A 19,919-nucleotide genomic window follows, 5' to 3' on the forward strand; every position below is an offset into this window, starting at 1 on the left:
AAATATATAGCTACAATATTTAACTTTGACCGTGTAAGATTAAATTTACTCAAACGTTTGATATGCCTAAAGTAATTTCCAACACCTCCTATTTTCAGGACAACGATTTAAAAAAGAATCAGGACATCATAATTAATGGCACGCTAATTTCCAGTATTAATGAAAGCGGCAACAAAGCATCCAGCCATTCGCTTGTTGTACCAGGTTTTATAGATTTACAGATTTATGGTGCAGGCGGCAGGTTATTTTCAGCCGAGCCGAGCATCGAATCGTTAAGCATCATGGAAAATGACCTGCTTAAAAAAGGGACTACAGGTTTTTTAGCTTGTATGGCAACAAATTCTCCTGAAGTTTTTGATGAATGTATCAAAGCAGCTAAAGAACACCGTAAATCTGCAAAAAACTTCCTTGGGCTACATTTAGAAGGGCCATTTTTAAATCCAAAACGTTTAGGTGCCCATGTTCCGGCCTTTGTACGTAAAGCCTCGCTGGATGAAATTAAGAAACTAATCGATTTTGGAGATGGTGTAATTAAAATGATGACAATAGCACCAGAAATCCAGGATGATGAAGTAATACAGTACTTATTAGACCATGGCGTTGTGGTTTCATTAGGGCATAGCAACGCAACCTTTGATGAAGCAACCTGCTTATAATAAAGGTATTCAAACCACCACCCACCTCTTTAATGCCATGAGCCCCATCCACCATCGCGAACCTGGAATACCAACAGCTGTTTTTAACCACAATAAGGCAATGGCCAGCATTATTGCCGATGGGCAGCATGTAGATTTCGTAGTGGTGAAATTTTCCCAAAAACTTTTAAAAGAGCGTTTGTTCCTCATCACCGATGCGGTTACCGCTTGTTCAACAGGGCCGTATCAGCATGTTCAAAAAGGCAATAAATATGTGATGCCTGATGGTACGCTTTCCGGTTCATCACTCACCATGTTAGAAGCTGTCAAAAATTGTGTATTACATTGTGATATCAGCTTAAATGATGCAATTAAAATGGGAACGCTCTACCCTGCCCAATTGATCGGAATAGAAAATCTTACTGCAACGATAAAAACCGGGCATCAGGCAAACTTATTGGTACTTGATGATGACCTGAATTTAAAAGAAGTCATATTTAAAGGCGAAACGATATAATTAATTAAACATGTTCAAAAAAATCCTTGCGGCAATAATATTACTGTCTGTTTATACCAGTAATTCCTGGGGACAAGAAATAGGTACTACTTTTACAATAATCCCCCTTGGGGTGAAGGGCGGCGATGATGAGAGTAATTTATCCTCTTATATGATTGCTCCCAAAGGCAGCGAAAATTATGTTTGTTTAGATGCAGGCACCATAAATGCCGGTATTCAAAAAGCCATTGAATATAAATCATTAAGAGGAATAAGTGAAGAGATTCAGCGAAAACAGATTAAGGGATATTTGATCTCACATGCACATTTAGATCATGTAGCAGGTTTGATTATCAACTCTCCGGCCGATACATCTAAAAACATCTACGGCATACCTTCTGTCCTGAATATTTTGAGGGATAAATATTTTACCTGGGATGCCTGGGCCAATTTTGCTAATGAAGGCGAAAAGCCACAGCTAAAAAAGTACACCTATTCACCTCTTAATGAAGGTGAAACTTATCCGCTTGATGGAACGGAAATGAAAGTAAGGGCTTTTGAACTAAGCCATGGAAATCCGTATAAAAGTACTGCTTTTTTAATCAGTCACAATGATAGTTATGTATTGTACCTCGGAGATACCGGCGCAGATGAAATTGAAAAATCTGACAAACTCGCCAACTTATGGCAAACCATATCTCCGTTGGTTAATCAAGGCCAATTAAAAGCAATCTTTTTGGAAGTTTCTTTCCCAAATGAACAACCTGATAAACAATTATTCGGGCACCTTACACCAAAGCTTTTTTATAGTGAATTATCAAAACTCGAAAGTTTAACTGATGCAAATGCTTTCAAAAAAATATCTTTTATTGTAACACACACTAAACCACCGCAGAAAACTGCCGAAAAAGTAAAAAAACAATTAATTTCAGGCAAATCGAAAGATTTAAAGTTGATATTTCCTGAACAAGGTAGACACTTAACAATTAATTAATTTAAATAGAACATTAGCAGTATTAAGTCAGTGTATTTTTGTTGAAAATTGAGTGAAATATCATAATTTTAAGTACGATAAGGGTAACAACAAATTATAATTGCTTCATCACCAATAAAAAAACATGAACTAATGAAAAAATTGCTACTATTATTCTCATTTATGCTTGTGGTAACCGTTTATGGTTTCGCACAAGGTGTTACCACTGCATCATTTATTGGTACAGTTAAAGATCAAAAAGGGGTAATTCCTGGTGCAACAGTTACTGCTGTGCATATTCCATCAGGCACAAGATACGCAACAATTACGAGGGCTGACGGGCGGTACAACTTACCAAACGTACGTGTAGGCGGGCCATATACCATTAAAATAAGCTATATCGGCTATAACGAGCTGGTTAAAGAAAACCTAAGCACAACTATCGGAGAAGATTTAAGGGTTGATGCTTCGCTGACAGAAACATCGCAAAACCTAGCCGATGTTGTAGTAAAAGGAACGCAGGATAAAGTAATCAATTCATCCAGGACCGGAGCCAGAGAAACCATTACCAGACAGCAGATTGATAATCTTCCAACAATCAGCCGTTCATTATCAGATTTCACCAAATTAACCCCATCAGCAAATTCAACAACAGTTGGCGGTTTAAGTTTTGGTGGCAGAAGCGGTTCTTATAACAACCTAACCGTTGATGGTGCCTTGTTTAACAACTCGTTCGGATTATCTGGCAGTTTAGGTGGACAGGCCAACTCTCAGCCAATATCGCTGGATGCGATTGAACAGATTCAGGTAGATATTGCACCCTACGATGTCCGTCAGGGATCTTTTACCGGTGCGGGTATCAATACCATTGTAAAATCGGGAACAAATGACTTTAAGGGCTCGGCCTATTACTATACGAGAGGTACCGATTTAACAGGCTACTCAGCGGGGGTTACAAAAATACCGGTTGTAGACTTCAAGTATAACCAACGCGGTTTAAATATTGGCGGACCGATTATTAAAGACAAATTATTTTTCTTTGTTTCGGGCGAACAAGAGCGGATCAGCACACCTGCTACTTCCTTTGTAGCCTCACGACCAGGTTTATCAGGAGCCAATGTTTCGGGTGCAGATGCAGCCACATTGGATAAATTATCGAACTATTTGTTAAGCAAATACAACTATGTTACCGGTGCTTACGAGAATTATCCTTACAAAACGCAAAGTGATAAAATCACTGCTAAAATAGATTGGAATATTAATGCGAACAATACTTTAAGCACAAAGTATTTCTATTTAAAGTCTAACAGGCAGGTTGTGGCCAGCGGATCGGGTATTCCTGCAGGTTTAAATGGTAGCCGCTCTCCTTCTTCAACTTCTATGCCCTACTTCGGCTCGAGTTATACCATTAATAACAACTTTAACATCGGTATAGTTGAGTTAAATACCAGAATCGGCAATAGCATGTCGAATAAATTAACACTTGGCTACTCTGCTTTGAGAGATTTCCGCGAGTCTAATGGCTCAGAATTACCAATGGTTGATATAGGCAACGGAAATGGTGGCATTTTAACCAGTTTTGGATACGAGGTTTTTACTGCAAACAACTTGCTAAACTCCGATATCTACCAATTTTCTGATGACTTTTCTATCTATGCGGGTAAACATGAAATTACCATCGGAACAAGTAACCAGTTAAATAAATTTTTAAATGGTTTTGCACCAAATTATAACGGTTTATATTATTTCAGAACTGCTGATGATTTTATCAATAATCAACCCGCTGTAAGTTATTCTTATCGTAATTCTGCATTGGCGGATGGTGCATTTCCATTTGCAAAAATGTCATCTTATAACCTGAGTTTATATGCACAGGACAAGTATCAGGTTAGCGATAACTTTAAACTAACTTATGGCATACGGGCCGACTATACCTATTTCCCAACCAAATTAGATCCAAATCCAAATTTGGCAGCATTAACCTTCCAAAATGGTTTACAGGTAGATATTTCTAAATTCCCGAACAAAAAATTATTGTTCTCGCCACGTGTTGGTTTCAATTACGATGTTTTTGGTGACAAAACCACACAGTTACGCGGTGGAACCGGTATTTTTACAGGTCAGGTGCCCTACGTTTGGATCTCTAACCAGGCCTCTAACACTGGAACATTATTTAGCTCAAGTACCGTTTCTACCCCTGGCGATCCACGTTTGATTTTTAATCCGAATGTAAATGCCAACCGCCCTGCACCTGGTACCGCAACCGCCAATACTTCTTATGAGGTAGATGCGGCTTCGAAAGATTTTAAATACCCTCAGATCTGGAGAACAAATGTTGCTGTTGATCAAAAATTACCAATGGGTATTATTGCAACCTTAGAAGCTTCATACACCAAAGATATCAATGCCGTAAATTTCTCCAATGCAGCATTGCCAAACAATGATAAAGGTTTAATTACCCTTCCTGGAATTGAAGGACAACAGCGTTATACCGTAAAATCCACACAGACTGGCACTACTGCGGCAAATCCGTCAATTTCGCCATTCATTTATATGCAGAATACCAAAAAAGGCTATTCTTACTTCATTACAGGTCAGTTGCAAAAATCTTTTTTCGGTGGATTTAATGCAAGTGTAGCTTACACTTACAGCCAATCAAGATCTGTTAATGATGGCGGTTCTACTGCAAGCTCAATCTGGTCGCAAAGAGCTATTGCAGGAGATGCAAATTCAGATGTTTTAGCCAACACCAATTTCATTCAACCCAACAGAGTCATTGCTTCATTAAGCTACAAACGAGAATATTTTAAACATGCAGCAACCACAATTGGTTTAATTTTCGAATCAGCTAATAATGGTGCATTTAGTTATGTTTCATCTGGCGACATTAACAATGATGGCGGCGCAAATGATCTGCTTTACATCCCACAAAACCAAGGCGACATCACTTTGGTTCCCGATTTTGTTGGCGATACCCGTACAGCGGCTCAGATCTGGAACCAGTTAAATGCATACATTAGCCAAGATAGTTACCTGAGCAAACACAGAGGTGAATTTGCAAAAAGAAACGGCGCCATCATGTCGTACTTTAAAAGAGCGGATCTTCACATCGCGCAGGATTTCTTTGTTGGCCCTAAAGGGAAAAGAAGTACGCTTCAGTTTACTTTAGACATTATCAACGTTGGCAACCTGTTAAATAGCGATTGGGGACTATACCAAACACCAAACATTCCGCTATCAACCTACAATACCGCAGTATTATTGGCATATAAAGGTTTAGATCCAGTGTCGGGGAAGCCCACTTATTCATTTCCTTATCAAGACAAAGCAAATTTAACTCCGTATACTACAACATATAAAAATATTACCGATCAGATTTCGCGCTGGCAGGCACAATTCGGTGTCCGTTATATTTTTAATTAGTAATCAATTTATTAGAATTTTCTTTTGCGCTGCCCCCAAATAGTAACACTATTTGGGGGCAGCGCATCTAGTAAATTAACCTTTTTTTTTCAAACCGATATTTCTATTTAAATATTTACATCAATTATTAAAAAGCATAGCTTGGTATTAAAAAAATGTTAATATTTTTGAGGTCATGAAATACAAACGCATCCTATTAAAGCTTAGCGGAGAATCGCTAATGGGCGAAAAACAATATGGAATTGATAATGAACGCGTTAAACAATACGCAGAAGATATCAAAGCCGTACACGATAAAGGTTTAGAAATCGCAATCGTAATTGGAGGAGGAAATATTTTTAGGGGTTTAAGCGCCGAAAAAAGTGGGATGGACAGGGCACAGGCCGATTATATGGGCATGTTGGCAACAGTTATCAACTCTATGGCCCTGCAAGATGCGTTAGAAAAAGTGGGTATTAAAACACGTTTACTTACTGCCATTAAAATGGAGCAGATCTGTGAGCCATTTATCCGCAGAAGAGCTGTTCGCCATTTAGAAAAAGGCCGTGTGGTTATTTTTGGTGCCGGAACCGGCAACCCATACTTCACAACCGATTCTGCAGCAGCTTTACGTGCGATCGAAATCAAAGCTGATGTTGTTTTAAAAGGAACTCGTGTTGATGGGATTTATACTGCCGATCCAGAAAAAGATCCATTGGCCACTAAATACGAAGAAATTTCTTTTAGAGAAGTTTACGATAAAGGGCTTAACGTAATGGATATGACCGCATTTACCCTTTGCGAAGAAAACCAAGTGCCGATTATTGTGTTTGATATGAACAAACATGGCAATTTCATGAAAATCGCCAATGGCGAACCTATTGGAACCCTGGTTAAATAAGGAATAAAAATTATTATTTTTGTAGAAATACACACAATTATGAACGACCTCATACAATTACAATTAATGGATGCTCAATCTGCAATGGAAAGGGCCATCGATCATTGTGAATCTGAATTAACTAAAATCAGAGCTGGTAAAGCATCAGCTGGAATGTTGGATGGTATTTTCGTGGATTATTATGGCGCAGCTACAGCATTATCACAAGTAGCTAGTATAAATACACCAGATGCCAGAACAATCGTAATCCAACCTTGGGAAAAATCGCTTTTAACTACAATTGAAAAAGCTATTCAAGTAGCCAATATTGGTATCAATCCACAAAATGATGGTATTGTTATCCGTCTGGTTGTGCCGCCTTTAACAGAAGAGCGTAGAAAAGACTTAGTGAAAAAAGTTAAGGAAGAAGCCGAAAGAGGCCGCATTACCGTTCGTAACATCCGTAAAGATGCCAATACCAAAATTCAAAAACTGAAAGGTGAAGGTGTTTCTGATGACGAGATTAAAACAGGCGAAGGCGAAGTGCAAAAATTAACCGATGCTTATATCATCAAGGTTGATAAACATGCCGAAGCCAAAGAAAAAGATGTAATGACAGTTTAATCTGTATAAATACAATCGGAGAGGGAATGGACTTAAATCTATTCCCTTTTTTATTGCCTTATTTCTTTGCGCTTGATCCTCTAACGTTTAAAATGGTGGGTAGCGATACCTGCATGTTTTCGACAGACTTTCCGGCTTTTTTAAGCTTGTTTAATAAAATTTTCATCACGTTTTCGGCAATGGCCTCAAGAGGCTGTGCAATAGCCGTAACCGGAGGCTCGCAAAACTCCAGGATTTCGAAATCATCGAAAGAAACAACTGCCATATCCTTGTGGATCTGGATACCTAGTTTTCTAAAAGTTCTTAATCCGTCTAAACAGATATAGTTGGCTGCAAAAACTACCGCATCTAGCTGTTTCTCTGTTTTAAAAAACTTTATCATCTCCTCAATTGAGTCGGCAGAGTTTACATATTTAATCTTCTTTACAATTGCCGGCAAGTTATATTTTTCTACAGCGCTTTCGTAACCAGCCAAGCGGTCTACCATCTGTTGCTGTAAAGTATCGATGGTTACAAAACCTATTCTTTTATAATTATTCTTAATGAGATGCTCCGTAGCTTCATAAGTACTGCTTTGATTATCGATTATTACATAATCTGTTTTAACGTCCTGTACGTACCGATCGAACAGCACAACAGGTGCATCTGTTTGAATCAGTTTTTTAACTTCTTCTTCCAATCCCTCAGGCAAGGCCATAATATAGCCATCGACATGCCTGTCTTTAAAAATCTGCAGCAACTCTATTGCTTTTTCGGTATCGTTCCTGGTACTGCTAAAAAGTATCTTATAACCAAGGCTCGAAGCAATTTCATCAATTCGGCGTGCTATACCCGAGAAAAAAGGTTCAGAAATATCATCAACCAAGAATCCGATAATTTTTGTTTTGCCTGTTCTTAAACTTGTTGCGAGGGTATTGGGCTGATAATTTAATTCAGCAACCAGTTCTAAAACTTTTTTGGTAAGCGATTCGCTAATATTTTTTTCTCTTGCTTTCCCATTAATTACAAACGATACAGTTGTAATGGAAATATTTAATTGTTTAGCGATATCCTTAATCGAAACGCGTTTCTTCATCACAGGCATTGAACGAATAAAATTTGATTGGTAATATAACAATATATCTATAAATATATGATGGATATGAAAAAAACTAGCCTAAAAAAGAAAAAGAGCAACCTATCCAGGATTGCTCGATTAACTAACTTATTATTCATAAAAAATGCTGTTGGGGAAGGAGTCGAACCTTCAAGGGGTAGTTAGCTACAGTTCAAAAAATTAATTTGTGGTCAACCCAATAAACTGCGTTTGTCCCATTATTCCCCACCACCGAGACAAGGAGGCGTGTCTGCCAATTTCACCACCCAACAATTTTAGTCATTAGTCCAAAGTCTGCAGTCGTAAGTCTACTAAAGACTGTGGACTCTTGACTTAGGACTAAAGCCGCTGTAGGGGAAGGAATCGAACCTTCAAGGAGTGGTTAGTACCGAAACCGGTATATTCCCATTATTCTCCGCCACCGAGACAAGGAGGTGTGTCTGCCTGTTTCACCACCCTACATTATGTTAAGCAATTTTGAAAGAACGTTTCCTTTTTGTTAATTGCTTGATACAAATGTAAAGGAACAACCAATACCTTGCAAATATTTTAAACATTTAATTTTATTTTTATAATATTGATAAATATTCGTAAATTCGCTTATCATAATTCAAAAATATGCTTAAAAAAGACAATTCCAATTTAGAAATTGACAACCTCGACATCGATATATTAAAGCAATTGATGCAGGATGCCACTAAACCTTATACAGAAATCGCTAAAGATCTGATTGTTTCGGGCGGAACGATACACGTTAGGATGAAGAAACTGCAGGAAATGGGCATTATTAAGGGCTCGCACTTAATCATTGATCCTCAGAAAGCTGGATATGATATTTGTGCCTTTTTAGGTATTTACCTGGAGAAAGGAATCCAGTACAAAGATGCAGTTGCACAATTGAGCAAAATTAAAGAAGTGGTAGAATTGCATTATACTACCGGTGCCTACAGTATGTTTGCCAAAATCATCTGTAGGGATACCAATCATTTACGCCACGTTTTAAACGAAGAAATACAGGCCGTGAACGGTATTCAGCGTACGGAGACTTTAATCTCGTTAGAAGAGAGCATTAAGCGCCAGATTGAGCTGGGGTAAAGCAGAAAGACCAAAGCAGAAATTTAGCTGAAACAGACACCTTAGCTTATATGTCTTATATGGTGAAAATTCAAATAAATTATTAAGGATGATTTGGAAACAAGCATTCAGTAGGATTTCGGGAACAGCAGTCCCGTTATCCGCTATAGTCCTGATGAATCCCGATGTAAAATCGGGAGGAGCTGCCGCTGCTACCGGGTTTAGAAACGAAGATCTGTGCAATAAACAGCAATTTGCCTATTGACTCTTCAACTGCGGTCGAAATGACGATATTTCAAGACCATTCACCTTCCTTATCCATCAGGGCGACAAACGAGAAAGAGAATGCGTTGGTATCGGAAGTTGCCGCTACTACCGGGTTTAGAAATGAGGGTTTGCGCAGGTTAAGCACCCAGCCAAAAATAGTAGCACTTACCAGGCCACCTAGACCCGATTGAAGTGAACACGAAGCCGCAGGCAAAGTAAAACGGAAAGCGGGAGGTAGCTCACATAAGTTGTACAGGAATTGCTCTTCTAATCATTATAATATTTTAATAACGCCCTTCGACTCCGCTCGGGGTAACAACACAGGGATATGTTGTTGTAAAAACTATTATTTTAGCTTAGTCGAGATATTAAGTCTGGAGCCAGGTTTATCTAGATAGATTTAGCTTCGCTGAGCACTACGTGGTTCTCGGCTGCGTTGCACTCCGCTCGAAATGACGGATCTATTTATTTCAACAACTGGTAAGCAATAAGTGCGGCAACGTAAGCCATGGCTGTCATATAGGTCAATTGGATTACAGGCCACTTCCAACCCTTAGTTTCGCGATAAACAATTGCAACCGTGCTCATACACTGCATGGCAAAGGCATAAAAAAGCATTAATGAAATACCAGTAGCAAAAGTATACACAGGCAAACCGGTACGGCTATTAACCGAGGCCGACATACGTTCCCTAATGGTGCTAGTATCCTCATCACCACCATCAACACTATAAATGGTAGCCATAGTACCTACAAAGGCTTCGCGGGCGGCAAAAGAGGTAATTAAACCAATACCGATCTTCCAATCGTAGCCCAAAGGGCGGATAGCAGGCTCGATCCAATGACCAAGGATACCTACATAAGAGTTTTCTAACTTTTCAGTAGCCACAAGGGTTTTAATATGATCTGCATTTTTTGTGGTATCAGTTAAAGCGGTTTCGTATTTTTTATCGATACTTTCGAAACGGTTTCCCGGCCCGAAAGAAGCCATTACCCAAAGGATGATGGAAATGGCTATGATTACCTTACCCGCTTCGAAAACAAAGGTTTTCGATTTCTCGTACATGGTGTAGAACACATTTTTCCACCTTGGCATGCGGTAAACCGGCAACTCCATGATAAAATAAGACCTTTCTTTGGTTTTAATGATGAATTTCATTACCCAAGCCACCAATACCGCAGCAATAATACCGACCAGGTACATCACCATCAACGCCAGTCCCTGCAGGTTAAAAACACCTAAAACGGTTTGAGAAGGAATAATTAACGAAATGATTAAAATATATACCGGAAGCCTTGCCGAGCAGCTTACTAATGGGGTAACCATGATGGTAATCATCCTGTCTTTCCAGTTTTCGATATTCCTGGCAGCCATAATAGACGGAACTGCACAGGCTAAACCACCGATCATCGGCACCACCGATTTACCGTTAAGGCCAACCTTGCTCATAATTTTATCCATCATAAAGGTAACACGGGCCATATAGCCGGTATCTTCTAAAATGGATATAAAGGCAAAAAGGATTGCAATCTGTGGAATAAACACGAATATGCCGCCTAGCCCGGCAACAACACCGTCCAATAACAGATCGGTAAGCATGCCTGCCGGTAAATACTCGTGACCGGTACTCGTTATAAAACCAAAACCAGTCTCAATCCAATCCATTGGATAGGATGACCAGGCAAATATGGCATTGAAAATAACAAAAAGAATCAGCAGGAAAATGGCAAATCCCCATACTTTATGGGTTAAAATAGCATCTAATTTATCACTGAAAGAAAACTTCTTTTCCGTTCCTTTGTCAACAACCACATCAGATAAAATAGTACTAAGGTGTTTGTACCTGGCAATGGTTTCTGCAGCCTGAATTTTTGAAGATTCGAAATGGTGCGACTGCTCTATATTTTCAATTTCTTCTTGTTCCTTTTCGGTAAAGAAAGTTAAATGCTCATGCTGGTGCAAAACCTGCAGCGCATAATAATCGTTATCAGAATTAAGCTTCGATTTTATGGCGTTAATCGCTTCAGGAGCCAGAAAATTCACATCCACATCCTGCAACTGTGTGGCAATTTTATTGGTATTGGCAATGGCTTGTTTTAGTTTGTCAATCCCAATGTTGTTTCGTGCTGAAATGGGAACCACCTGAACGCCCAGTTTCTCTGCAAGTTTATCCAGGTCGATCTCAATTCCCTGCTTAGTCGAAAGATCGATCATATTCAGGGCCAAAATCATAGGGATGCCTAAATCTGCCACTTGTGAGTACAAAAGCATATTACGCTTTAAATTGGAAGCATCGGCAATGAGGACAATAACATCAGGGTGGCTATTGTTCTTTTTATCGGCAAGTACTTGAAAAACGATACTTTCATCAGCACTTTTTGGATATAAACTATAGGTTCCGGGTAAATCTATTATTTCAGCTTCTTTACCACTGGCAAGTTTTGTAAAACCTGTTTTCTTATCAACAGTGATGCCTGGAAAATTTCCGATTTTTTGATTTAACCCTGTTAAACGATTAAATAAAGTAGATTTACCTGTATTGGGATTACCAACTAACGCAACTTTAATATCCAAACCCAGCTTATTTATTGTATAATGATAACATCGGCTTCGCTTTTACGCAAGCAAAGCTGATAACCAGCAACACGGATCGCCATTGGATCGCCTAGAGGAGCAAATCGCTCTACCTCTACCACCTCACCTGGCAAGCAGCCCATCTCCATTAACTTTACAGACATATCTAAATCTGTAAAAGCTACAATTGTTCCTTTTTCTCCAACTTTTAGATGCGACAGCTTCATGTGCTAAATTTGGCGCAAGTTAACCTTTCTTTAGATTTATTCCAAATAAGATAGTCGTACGTGGGATATAAATTGCACAGCTTTACCTTAAAATGATCTAGTTCCGTTGTCTGCCCCCGCCAAATCCCCCGCCGCCGTTGCCACCACGGTTCCTGCCACCTTCTTCGCCGCCCCTGATGCGGTTTTTACCGCCCATCCGGTTAAGCGAATAGGTAAACGAAAACATAAAATAACGCTGCAGTACATTATAACTCACATCCTGGATGGTATTGTTATTAGCTGTACGGCTTACACCCTGGTTTTCGTTCAGCAAATCGTTTACCGCCGCTTTAAAGGTTCCCCTGTTTTTGAAAAACTGTTTGCTGATGTAAGAATTTACGAGCGTAAAATGTGTATCAAACCCCTCTCCTCTTCCGGTATTCTGGTTATAATCGGCATCTATTGCCCAGCGGATATTCCCCGGGAACAAATAGCTTACGCTTATATTCGGGCTGAAGGTATAATAGCGTGTATTAGAAGTAGGTTGAACCGAGTAAGTTGCACGGTTAATCGAACCATTTAAACCAGCTGTTAAATCGAGCTTATCTAAATTGGAAACCAAGCGGTAACCATTGGTAATAGACCAACTATTGGTAATATTTTTTAAAGAATTGGTAAAGTTTACATCCCTATCATAACTACCACTAACATTGATATGGAAATTCAGCTTATTCTCGGCCTTAATCGGCAAACTTAATGAAGAGGAAATAGACCCCGAGTAAACACCGCTTACATTCACCGGGGTAATAGCCAGTTTCCCCTGGTCTTCGCCACTTTGAATTAAGCTACTGCTATTTGCGATCCGGTTAGCGGTTTGGGTCAGGTTTAAATTCACGAACAAGGATCTGTTTTTTCCGACAGTAAATGTATTGTAGGCTACGCGAAGGGTATTATTGAATTCGGGTTTCAGATCCGGGTTACCTACAGGAACGCTTTGCGTATTGGTATTGTTCCGGATCGGCTGCAACTGCTGAATGGTTGGCTGGTTAGTACTGCCCCTATAGTTAAATACCAGACGTTTGCTGTTGCTAAAATTATACCTGAACATGGCTGAAGGCGTATAGTTGAAAACGTTCTGCTTGAGTACAAATCCCTTGCTGATATTGTTATTTGTGCGATCAGTGTTCTGAACCGCCATGCCCAAATTCCAGTTGTATTTTTTCGCCATTTTATTAAAGCTAAAACCCGCTGAGTTGGTTAAAATGGTATTTTCATAGGCATTGCTAAAAGTTTCATCCAACAGATCGTACTGTAAGGTAGCTGGATTGAAATTATAGGTAAAACGATCGGATGTATTGTGGTTATAACCATTCTGATAATTAAACTCTAAGCTCAAGGTTTTATCCAGGGGCTCTGTATATACCAATCTTGTATTCTGACTGAGAGACTCGCTCTCCTGATCGTTAAATTGATTGGTTAATTTTGGAGTCCGCACGCTGGCACTATCTTTTAACTCAGGGTTATTGTTGTAATTATCAGCGTCGTTATTGTTGATATTGGTACTGAAATTTAACGATAACGTTCTTCCCCTGCGCATAAATTTTTTACGTAATAAAATGTTGTTGCTAATGGATGGTGCGGTATTGTGATTTCTTAACGATTGAGATCCGGTAATCATATACTTATTAAAATCGCGGGTATAGGTGCTCTTGTTCAAGCTCTCGTTATCGGTATAACTTAAATTTGGCTGTATCCGGAGCGAGGTCAATGAATCAATCTTGGTATCGACCATAAAGTTTAAGCGGTGATTTAACCGATCGGAATTATTGACCTGATTGTTATTAAAAACTGTAGTTTCATTACCCAATAAATTTTGTCTTACACTATTCGACAGGATAAGGTTATCAGATTTATTAACGAAATAACTCAGGCTAACTTCGGTTTGATCGGCATATTCATCCGAGAAATTAAATCCGCCAGCCTTGGTATCGGTAATTCCACCCCGGCCACCATTACTACCGCCATTCCCTCCACCCAGGCCACCACCAAAGTTTTGTTTGTTTACATTGTTAAACTGGGCAATTACACTTAATCGTTTATCCTGATTAAAATGGTTAATGTTCGCATTTACATCATAACGGTCATTAGATCCATAACCTCCTGTACTATTTCCGAAGTAACCGTTTTTTTTATCCTTTCTAGTGGTGATATTAATGATTTTGGTTCTCGAGCCATCATCGATTCCGGTGAACTGTGCCTGGTCTGAGAGTTCATCTATAATCTGAATTTTATCGATCATATCGGCCGGAAGGTTTTTAGTGGCCAATAAAGGATCGTTTCCAAAAAACTCTTTACCATCTACCTTAACTTTTGTAATGGTTTCACCCTGGGCTTTTACTGTTCCTGCCTTATCTACCTCTACTCCTGGCAATTTCTTTAGCAAGTCTTCTACTACAGCATTCTCTACTACTTTAAACGAGCTTGCATTAAACTCAAGGGTATCTTTTTTTACCACAATTGGCGGAATTTCTGCTTTAATATCAACCGTTTGCAGATCTATTGCGCCACCTTCTAAAACAATGTCGCCCAAGATGATATCAAATTTATCTGTTGAGATGGTAAAATCTTTAGTGGTATTTTTTAAGCCTAAAAATGCAGCATACAACTTGTAACTGCCAGGTTTTAGCCCCTTGAAAACAAATTTTCCATCTTCTGTTGTGCTCACTGCACCAACCATACTAGAATCGGTTAAGTTTTTAACGGCTATAGAGGCATAATCAATTGGTTTTTTATCTTTTGATTGGATAACCCGCCCGCTAACTGAACCCGTTTTCTGAGCGTAAACATAAAAAGACGATAAAATAAGCAGGAGCGTAAAAATTTGTTTCATTCGGTTAGTTTGGTTTATAGCATAGAGACTATTGACTTTTATAAAGGTTTATTTTTACTTAGGTAACATTTGAAATACATAAATGTCAATAATACATTTAATCATAAAACCCCTTTGGCTATAAAAACAGAAAAGTCCCGGTTAAAACCGGGACTTTAGTATTTTTTTACTTTCTTTTACATTCTTATGCGTTGACCACCACCGCCTCCTCGTTGCCCCGGCATCTGCATATCTCCGCCCATATTTCTTCCGCCAATGCGGGTTAAAGAGTAAGTGAACGAGAACATATAATAACGTTTTAATACATTGGATGTTAAATCGACTATTGAAGTGCCTGTAGCGGTTCTGCTTACGCCGGTGTTCTGGTTAAGTGCATCGTTTACAGAAAACTTGAAAGTTCCCCTGTTTTTAAAAAACTGACGGCTGATGTAAGGATTAAGAATGGTGTATTCCTGGTTAAATTGATCGCCGCCGCCAAAGTTCCTAAAATAATCGATATCGATTGCTAACCGGATATTGGCTGGCAATACATAACTCACATCAAAACTTGGGTTAATGGTATAATACTGGGTATTGGACGATGACCTGGCAGAAAAAGTAGAGTTGGTATAGCTACCAGTTATACCCCCTGTTAAATCGAATTTATCAACATTGGTAACCAATTTATAACCATTTGAAATGGTATAACTGTTGGTCACATTTTTTACCAGATCGGATCTCCCTTGTTGCGCAATAAAATTCACATTTCTGTTATACGATCCATTTCCAGAAATATTCAGTGTTAACTTACGCTCTGCCATTAAAGGTAAAGACCATGTTGCATTGGCATTACCGGCATAAACACCATCAACATTGATGTAACTTACCTGTTGAACACCCCCTGACAAAGGCACAACAGTATTTCCAATGGCGTTAAATGTTTGGGTAAGGTTTAAACCAGCAAAGAAAAAACGGCCGTTTTCGATGTTGAAATTATTGAAGTTAATCCTCAATTGGTTGTTAAACGAAGGCTTTAAAGCGGGGTTACCCACATAACGTGTCTGCGAATTTGTATTGTCCGGGATCGGTTGAATCTGATCGATACTAGGCTGATTTGTAGAACCGCGGTAATTAATGAACAAACGTTTACGGTTACTAAAGTTATACCTGAACTGTGCAGAAGGGGTAATATTAATAAAATTCTGTGTACGTTTTAATCCTGTAGTTAAATTGGTGTTTACCCTGTTGGTCTGCTGTGCAGCAACACCGATGTTCCAGTTGTATTTTTTCTCTGTAGTGGTTAAGCTTACACCTGCCGCATTGGTTAAGGTACGGTTGTTATAAATATTAGAAAAGGTATTATCTACCAGATCGTATTGCAGGGTTAAGGGATTGTAATTAAACACATCTCTATGCGAATCGCTATTCGAATAACCATTCTGATAATTAAACTCAACGCTTAAGGTTTTGTTTAAAGGCTCGGTATATACCGCCCTTGTGGTATTACTTATCGAATGGCTATTGGTATTATTGAATTGATTGGTAATGGTATCTCTTGTTACTGTACCTTCCGTAATTTTATCATTTCTATAGTTAAGGTTTGTACCATCATTATCGTTTATGCTGGTGTTTACATTCAATGATAACGTACGGCCTCTGCGTTTAAAACTTTTGCGGATCAGTAAATTATTGCTAAACGTAGGTGTAGCAGCAGTTGTGGTATTCCTTTGCGTACCAACAGTTGAGCCATCATCAAGCGTTCTGGTATAACTATTCAAATTGTTGCCATCGGTTTCGGTATAGGCCAGGTTCGGCTGTATTTTAATTGATAAAGATGGGTCTATCTTGGTATCAACCATGAAATTAAAACGGTGGTTAATCCGATCAGAATTATTATTTATATCTTCAGCAATATTATTGGTAGCTCCAGCAAGGTTTTGGGTATTGGAGTTTTGAATAATTTCGGAAGTTGCTTTGTTAAAGAAATAACTGGCCTGAAACTGTGTACCATCTTTATAGGTATCGGCAAAGTTTAAACCTGCCGCATTGGTATTGGTGATACCACCGCTTCCGCCGGAGCTACTGCCGCCGCCAAAACCACCGCCGCCACGACCACCGCCACCTCCAAATCCGTTGCCTACACCACCGCCCTGACCAAAGTTTTGTTTGTTCACGTTGTTAAACTGGCCGATAAAACTGATCTGCCTATCTTCATCAAACTTGTTGACGTTCAAACTTGCATCATAACGGTCATTGGAACCGTAGCCTGCCGTACTGTTTCCAAAATAACCATGTTTCATGCCGCTTTTGGTTGTAATGTTCAGGATTTTATTTCTTGTTCCGTCATCAATACCGGTAAACTGGGCCTGCTCGGAAAGCTCGTCAATTACCTGAATTTTATCAACCATATCGGCTGGTAAATTTTTGGTAGCCAATAATGGATCATTTCCAAAAAATTCTTTTCCATCCACTTTTACTTTGGTAATGGTTTCACCCTGGGCTTTAATACTTCCATCTTTTGCCACCTCTACGCCTGGTACTTTCTTTAATAAATCTTCTACAACGGCATTTTCACGTACCTTGATGGATTTGGCATCAAATTCAATGGTATCTTTCTTTACTACAATTGGAATGGTTGCGGTAACATTAACATCTTTTAAATCAACGCCATCGTCGCTCATGGCAATTTCGCCGGCATTTACTGCTGCTTTAGCCACTTCTATATCTTTGGTAGCTGTTTTTAAACCTAAAAAGGCGGAGTAAATTCTATATTTACCTGGGGCAATGCTCTTAAAACTAAAAGATCCATCCGGATTGGTTTGCCCTGAAGCCACAACGCTCGAATCTTTCAAGCTCTTAATTGCTATGGTAGCAAAATCAACCGGCTTTTTATCTTTCGCGTTAATTACTTTACCGCTTATTGAGCCAGTATTTTGAGCCTGGGCAATATATCCACAAAATAGGAGCACAATGAATATTGCCCGCTGAACGTTTCTTTTCATTAAAAAAAATTAGATATTATAATACAAAACTAAGCTATCAGACTAGGGAAAGGCGCAAAGGTTTGTTAAGGTGTGTTAAAAGCTTGGTAACATTTTAAATACAGCCTTTTTAGGAAGGTGATCAGATCTAAAAGGAAGGTCGATCTGAAAGGTACTATTTTTGTGGGGAAGGATAAGTTTTGTAGTACACTTTTGGGCAGTTACAATTCTTTTTAAAGATACTGCATCCACTTAAACCTATGGCCACAATTATACAGATGATGCTAACTTTCGTTTTCATTGATTTTATTTTATTTTCAATTGCAATGAAGCGATTCCGGATACATTAATTTTTTTTGGTAAGCGGTGTATTCGTCATGGTTTCATTAAAATTTAATTTATGGAGTAATACATAACTAAAAACTGCCATAGATGCACCTAACATATCGCAGCCAAAATCCCACCATTCTGCAGATCGGTAGGTGAAAACTTTCCATTGTAACAGTTCAATTCCGCCTCCAAGTATCGCATTGATGAGCAGAATCTTAAAAATGGTTAATGTTCGGAAAGCGAAAGTATGCTGATATCTTATTTTCCCGTAGAAGAGTAATACCGATAAGACAAAGAAAAAACCCATATGGGTCATCTTATCAAAGCCTTTAAAGAAAAAACCGCTTTCACCAACAGAATCGGATATTCTCATATTACAAAACACTAAAACAACAAGTGTCCACAGAACGGCCCATTTTTGTTGTTTCAGTGTTTTGTACAAAATATAATAATTAAGCGCCTACCAATTCCTGGTAAGCTTCTGCAGTTAATAAACCTTCTACTTCAGCTAAATCAGCTAAAGATACTTTTACCATCCAACCTTTTCCATAAGGATCAGAATTTACCAATTCAGGATTGTCGTTCAGTTCAGCATTAACTTCTAATACCGTACCTGTAACTGGCATATATAAGTCAGACACCGTTTTAACAGCTTCTACAGTACCAAAAACTTCTTCTTTTGCTACTTCGCTGCCTACAGTATTGATATCAACATAAACAATATCACCTAATTCGCGCTGAGCGAAATCAGTAACACCGATAATAGCTTCGTTACCTTCAACTTTAACCCACTCGTGGTCTTTAGTGTATTTTAATTCTGATGGAAAATTCATGGTTTGTATTTATTGAATATAAGTTATATTAATTTTCTTGTTTTATTAAGTTTGTATGGATTAAACGTTTCTCAGCGTTTACCTGCCAAAAATACAATTTACTTTAACATATCGCAATGCCTGGCAAATTAACTTATCGTAAAAAGGTTTGATCTTGCTTTTCGAGCACAGCTTCCCGAGCAGGCAATCGTACAGATAAACAGATTCAAAGAATAATATATTATATTCACAAAACAAATTAACACTCAAACATGAAACCCACACAAATTTATACTTTAAAAGTATGTCTCGCCACTTTAGTTGTTTCTGTTCCGGTAACTATGGCGATTGGATTCGGCTATATTGGACTAATCATGCTCATCAAACCGCTTAATTATAGTTTTAATTTTAACCTACCTTTTACCCATCTATTTATCTTTGTAGCTATAATTGCTGCAGTTATTACGATAAATCATTTTTTTATAGAAAAATCGGGCTATAAAAGATTTATCAACGATCGACCGATAGCACATTCGATTGTTATCTTTTTACTTTATCTGATTATCAGTGGGGCCATGTATTTCATCAGTTTTGATTACCTGCTGTTCAGTTATGCCCCTATGTTCTTAACGGCATATGTATTTAGCAGAATATTCTCGGCACAAAAGGACAAGCCTTTACCTGCCTAAGCAACTTACTT

Annotated in this window: 17 protein-coding genes and 1 tRNA gene; 10 read left to right on the top strand and 8 right to left on the bottom strand. The window is 38.6% G+C overall.

Annotated elements, in window-relative coordinates:
* The first annotated feature begins 62 nt into the window (after positions 1–62).
* From ACN9MR_RS21055 to frr, 6 genes are all read left to right on the top strand, one after another.
* Entirely contained in the window at positions 63–656 is a 594-nt protein-coding gene (locus tag ACN9MR_RS21055) for an amidohydrolase family protein (RefSeq protein ID WP_426326480.1), read from the top strand.
* On the top strand, positions 637–1,152 hold the full coding sequence (locus tag ACN9MR_RS21060) for an amidohydrolase family protein (RefSeq protein ID WP_426326481.1): 516 nt from the start codon (positions 637–639) through the stop codon (positions 1,150–1,152). The genes ACN9MR_RS21055 and ACN9MR_RS21060 overlap by 20 nt, the downstream gene beginning before the upstream one ends.
* 10 nt (positions 1,153–1,162) lie before the next feature.
* The gene (locus tag ACN9MR_RS21065) at positions 1,163–2,125 is read left to right on the top strand and encodes an MBL fold metallo-hydrolase (protein ID WP_426326482.1); all 963 of its coding nucleotides are present in this window, start codon (positions 1,163–1,165) and stop codon (positions 2,123–2,125) included.
* Between the two features lie 132 nt (positions 2,126–2,257).
* Positions 2,258–5,527, top strand: a complete 3,270-nt coding sequence (locus ACN9MR_RS21070; RefSeq protein WP_426326483.1) for a TonB-dependent receptor — start codon at positions 2,258–2,260, stop codon at positions 5,525–5,527.
* Between the two features lie 175 nt (positions 5,528–5,702).
* Positions 5,703–6,407 (top strand): UMP kinase, encoded by a 705-nt coding sequence (gene pyrH / locus ACN9MR_RS21075; protein WP_090498094.1) that lies wholly within the window; start codon positions 5,703–5,705, stop codon positions 6,405–6,407.
* Between the two features lie 39 nt (positions 6,408–6,446).
* Positions 6,447–7,010: a ribosome recycling factor gene (frr, locus tag ACN9MR_RS21080; protein ID WP_426326484.1), complete on the top strand. Its 564-nt coding sequence runs from the start codon at positions 6,447–6,449 to the stop codon at positions 7,008–7,010.
* Positions 7,011–7,068: 58 nt separating this feature from the next.
* On the opposite strand, the gene ACN9MR_RS21085 is transcribed toward frr, so the two are convergent.
* Entirely contained in the window at positions 7,069–8,085 is a 1,017-nt protein-coding gene (locus tag ACN9MR_RS21085) for a LacI family DNA-binding transcriptional regulator (protein WP_426326485.1), read from the bottom strand.
* A 148-nt stretch (positions 8,086–8,233) separates the two neighbouring features.
* A tRNA-Asp gene (locus ACN9MR_RS21090) sits at positions 8,234–8,378 on the bottom strand.
* Between the two features lie 346 nt (positions 8,379–8,724).
* Here ACN9MR_RS21090 and ACN9MR_RS21095 point away from each other — a divergent pair.
* The 3 genes from ACN9MR_RS21095 to ACN9MR_RS21105 all read left to right on the top strand — a co-directional run bounded on the left by ACN9MR_RS21095 (position 8,725) and on the right by ACN9MR_RS21105 (position 9,638).
* On the top strand, positions 8,725–9,201 hold the full coding sequence (locus tag ACN9MR_RS21095; RefSeq protein ID WP_025145395.1) for an Lrp/AsnC ligand binding domain-containing protein: 477 nt from the start codon (positions 8,725–8,727) through the stop codon (positions 9,199–9,201).
* Between the two features lie 88 nt (positions 9,202–9,289).
* Positions 9,290–9,445 carry a hypothetical protein gene (locus tag ACN9MR_RS21100; protein WP_426326486.1) on the top strand — a complete coding sequence of 52 codons (156 nt, stop codon included), beginning with the start codon at positions 9,290–9,292 and terminating at the stop codon, positions 9,443–9,445.
* A 19-nt stretch (positions 9,446–9,464) separates the two neighbouring features.
* Positions 9,465–9,638, top strand: coding sequence for a hypothetical protein (locus ACN9MR_RS21105; protein WP_426326487.1), 174 nt, complete (start codon positions 9,465–9,467; stop codon positions 9,636–9,638).
* A gap of 274 nt (positions 9,639–9,912) precedes the next feature.
* Here the strand turns inward: ACN9MR_RS21105 and feoB are convergent, their stop codons facing one another.
* The 6 genes from feoB to gcvH all read right to left on the bottom strand — a co-directional run bounded on the left by feoB (position 9,913) and on the right by gcvH (position 19,240).
* Positions 9,913–12,027 carry a ferrous iron transport protein B gene (feoB, locus tag ACN9MR_RS21110; RefSeq protein WP_426330238.1) on the bottom strand — a complete coding sequence of 705 codons (2,115 nt, stop codon included), beginning with the start codon at positions 12,025–12,027 and terminating at the stop codon, positions 9,913–9,915.
* A gap of 5 nt (positions 12,028–12,032) precedes the next feature.
* Entirely contained in the window at positions 12,033–12,248 is a 216-nt protein-coding gene (locus tag ACN9MR_RS21115; protein WP_055913318.1) for a FeoA family protein, read from the bottom strand.
* A gap of 97 nt (positions 12,249–12,345) precedes the next feature.
* Complete coding sequence (locus ACN9MR_RS21120; protein ID WP_426326488.1) at positions 12,346–15,117, bottom strand: outer membrane beta-barrel protein; 2,772 nt, start codon at positions 15,115–15,117, stop codon at positions 12,346–12,348.
* Positions 15,118–15,293: 176 nt separating this feature from the next.
* Positions 15,294–18,098 (bottom strand): outer membrane beta-barrel family protein, encoded by a 2,805-nt coding sequence (locus ACN9MR_RS21125; protein WP_426326489.1) that lies wholly within the window; start codon positions 18,096–18,098, stop codon positions 15,294–15,296.
* 325 nt (positions 18,099–18,423) lie between these two features.
* Positions 18,424–18,780, bottom strand: a complete 357-nt coding sequence (locus tag ACN9MR_RS21130) for a VanZ family protein (protein WP_426326490.1) — start codon at positions 18,778–18,780, stop codon at positions 18,424–18,426.
* A gap of 79 nt (positions 18,781–18,859) precedes the next feature.
* A complete protein-coding gene (gcvH, locus tag ACN9MR_RS21135) occupies positions 18,860–19,240 on the bottom strand; it encodes a glycine cleavage system protein GcvH (RefSeq protein ID WP_426326491.1) in 381 nt (126 codons plus the stop codon).
* A gap of 251 nt (positions 19,241–19,491) precedes the next feature.
* Here gcvH and ACN9MR_RS21140 point away from each other — a divergent pair, with 251 nt between their 5' ends.
* Complete coding sequence (locus ACN9MR_RS21140) at positions 19,492–19,908, top strand: hypothetical protein (RefSeq protein WP_426326492.1); 417 nt, start codon at positions 19,492–19,494, stop codon at positions 19,906–19,908.
* Positions 19,909–19,919 lie beyond the last annotated feature (11 nt).

The sequence above is a fragment of the Pedobacter sp. R-06 genome (assembly GCF_049913135.1).
Taxonomy (GTDB): Bacteria; Bacteroidota; Bacteroidia; order Sphingobacteriales; family Sphingobacteriaceae; genus Pedobacter.

Excerpts from the sequence above, each read along its gene's own strand:
- ACN9MR_RS21055 (WP_426326480.1), top strand. The coding sequence starts at position 63 with ATGCCTAAAGTAATTTCCAACACCTCCTATTTTCAGGACAACGATTTA.
- ACN9MR_RS21060 (WP_426326481.1), top strand. The coding sequence starts at position 637 with ATGAAGCAACCTGCTTATAATAAAGGTATTCAAACCACCACCCACCTC.
- ACN9MR_RS21065 (WP_426326482.1), top strand. The coding sequence starts at position 1,163 with ATGTTCAAAAAAATCCTTGCGGCAATAATATTACTGTCTGTTTATACC.
- ACN9MR_RS21070 (WP_426326483.1), top strand. The coding sequence starts at position 2,258 with ATGAAAAAATTGCTACTATTATTCTCATTTATGCTTGTGGTAACCGTT.
- pyrH (WP_090498094.1), top strand. The coding sequence starts at position 5,703 with ATGAAATACAAACGCATCCTATTAAAGCTTAGCGGAGAATCGCTAATG.
- frr (WP_426326484.1), top strand. The coding sequence starts at position 6,447 with ATGAACGACCTCATACAATTACAATTAATGGATGCTCAATCTGCAATG.
- ACN9MR_RS21085 (WP_426326485.1), bottom strand. The coding sequence starts at position 8,085 with ATGAAGAAACGCGTTTCGATTAAGGATATCGCTAAACAATTAAATATT.
- ACN9MR_RS21095 (WP_025145395.1), top strand. The coding sequence starts at position 8,725 with ATGCTTAAAAAAGACAATTCCAATTTAGAAATTGACAACCTCGACATC.
- ACN9MR_RS21100 (WP_426326486.1), top strand. The coding sequence starts at position 9,290 with ATGATTTGGAAACAAGCATTCAGTAGGATTTCGGGAACAGCAGTCCCG.
- ACN9MR_RS21105 (WP_426326487.1), top strand. The coding sequence starts at position 9,465 with ATGACGATATTTCAAGACCATTCACCTTCCTTATCCATCAGGGCGACA.
- ACN9MR_RS21115 (WP_055913318.1), bottom strand. The coding sequence starts at position 12,248 with ATGAAGCTGTCGCATCTAAAAGTTGGAGAAAAAGGAACAATTGTAGCT.
- ACN9MR_RS21120 (WP_426326488.1), bottom strand. The coding sequence starts at position 15,117 with ATGAAACAAATTTTTACGCTCCTGCTTATTTTATCGTCTTTTTATGTT.
- ACN9MR_RS21125 (WP_426326489.1), bottom strand. The coding sequence starts at position 18,098 with ATGAAAAGAAACGTTCAGCGGGCAATATTCATTGTGCTCCTATTTTGT.
- ACN9MR_RS21130 (WP_426326490.1), bottom strand. The coding sequence starts at position 18,780 with ATGAGAATATCCGATTCTGTTGGTGAAAGCGGTTTTTTCTTTAAAGGC.
- gcvH (WP_426326491.1), bottom strand. The coding sequence starts at position 19,240 with ATGAATTTTCCATCAGAATTAAAATACACTAAAGACCACGAGTGGGTT.
- ACN9MR_RS21140 (WP_426326492.1), top strand. The coding sequence starts at position 19,492 with ATGAAACCCACACAAATTTATACTTTAAAAGTATGTCTCGCCACTTTA.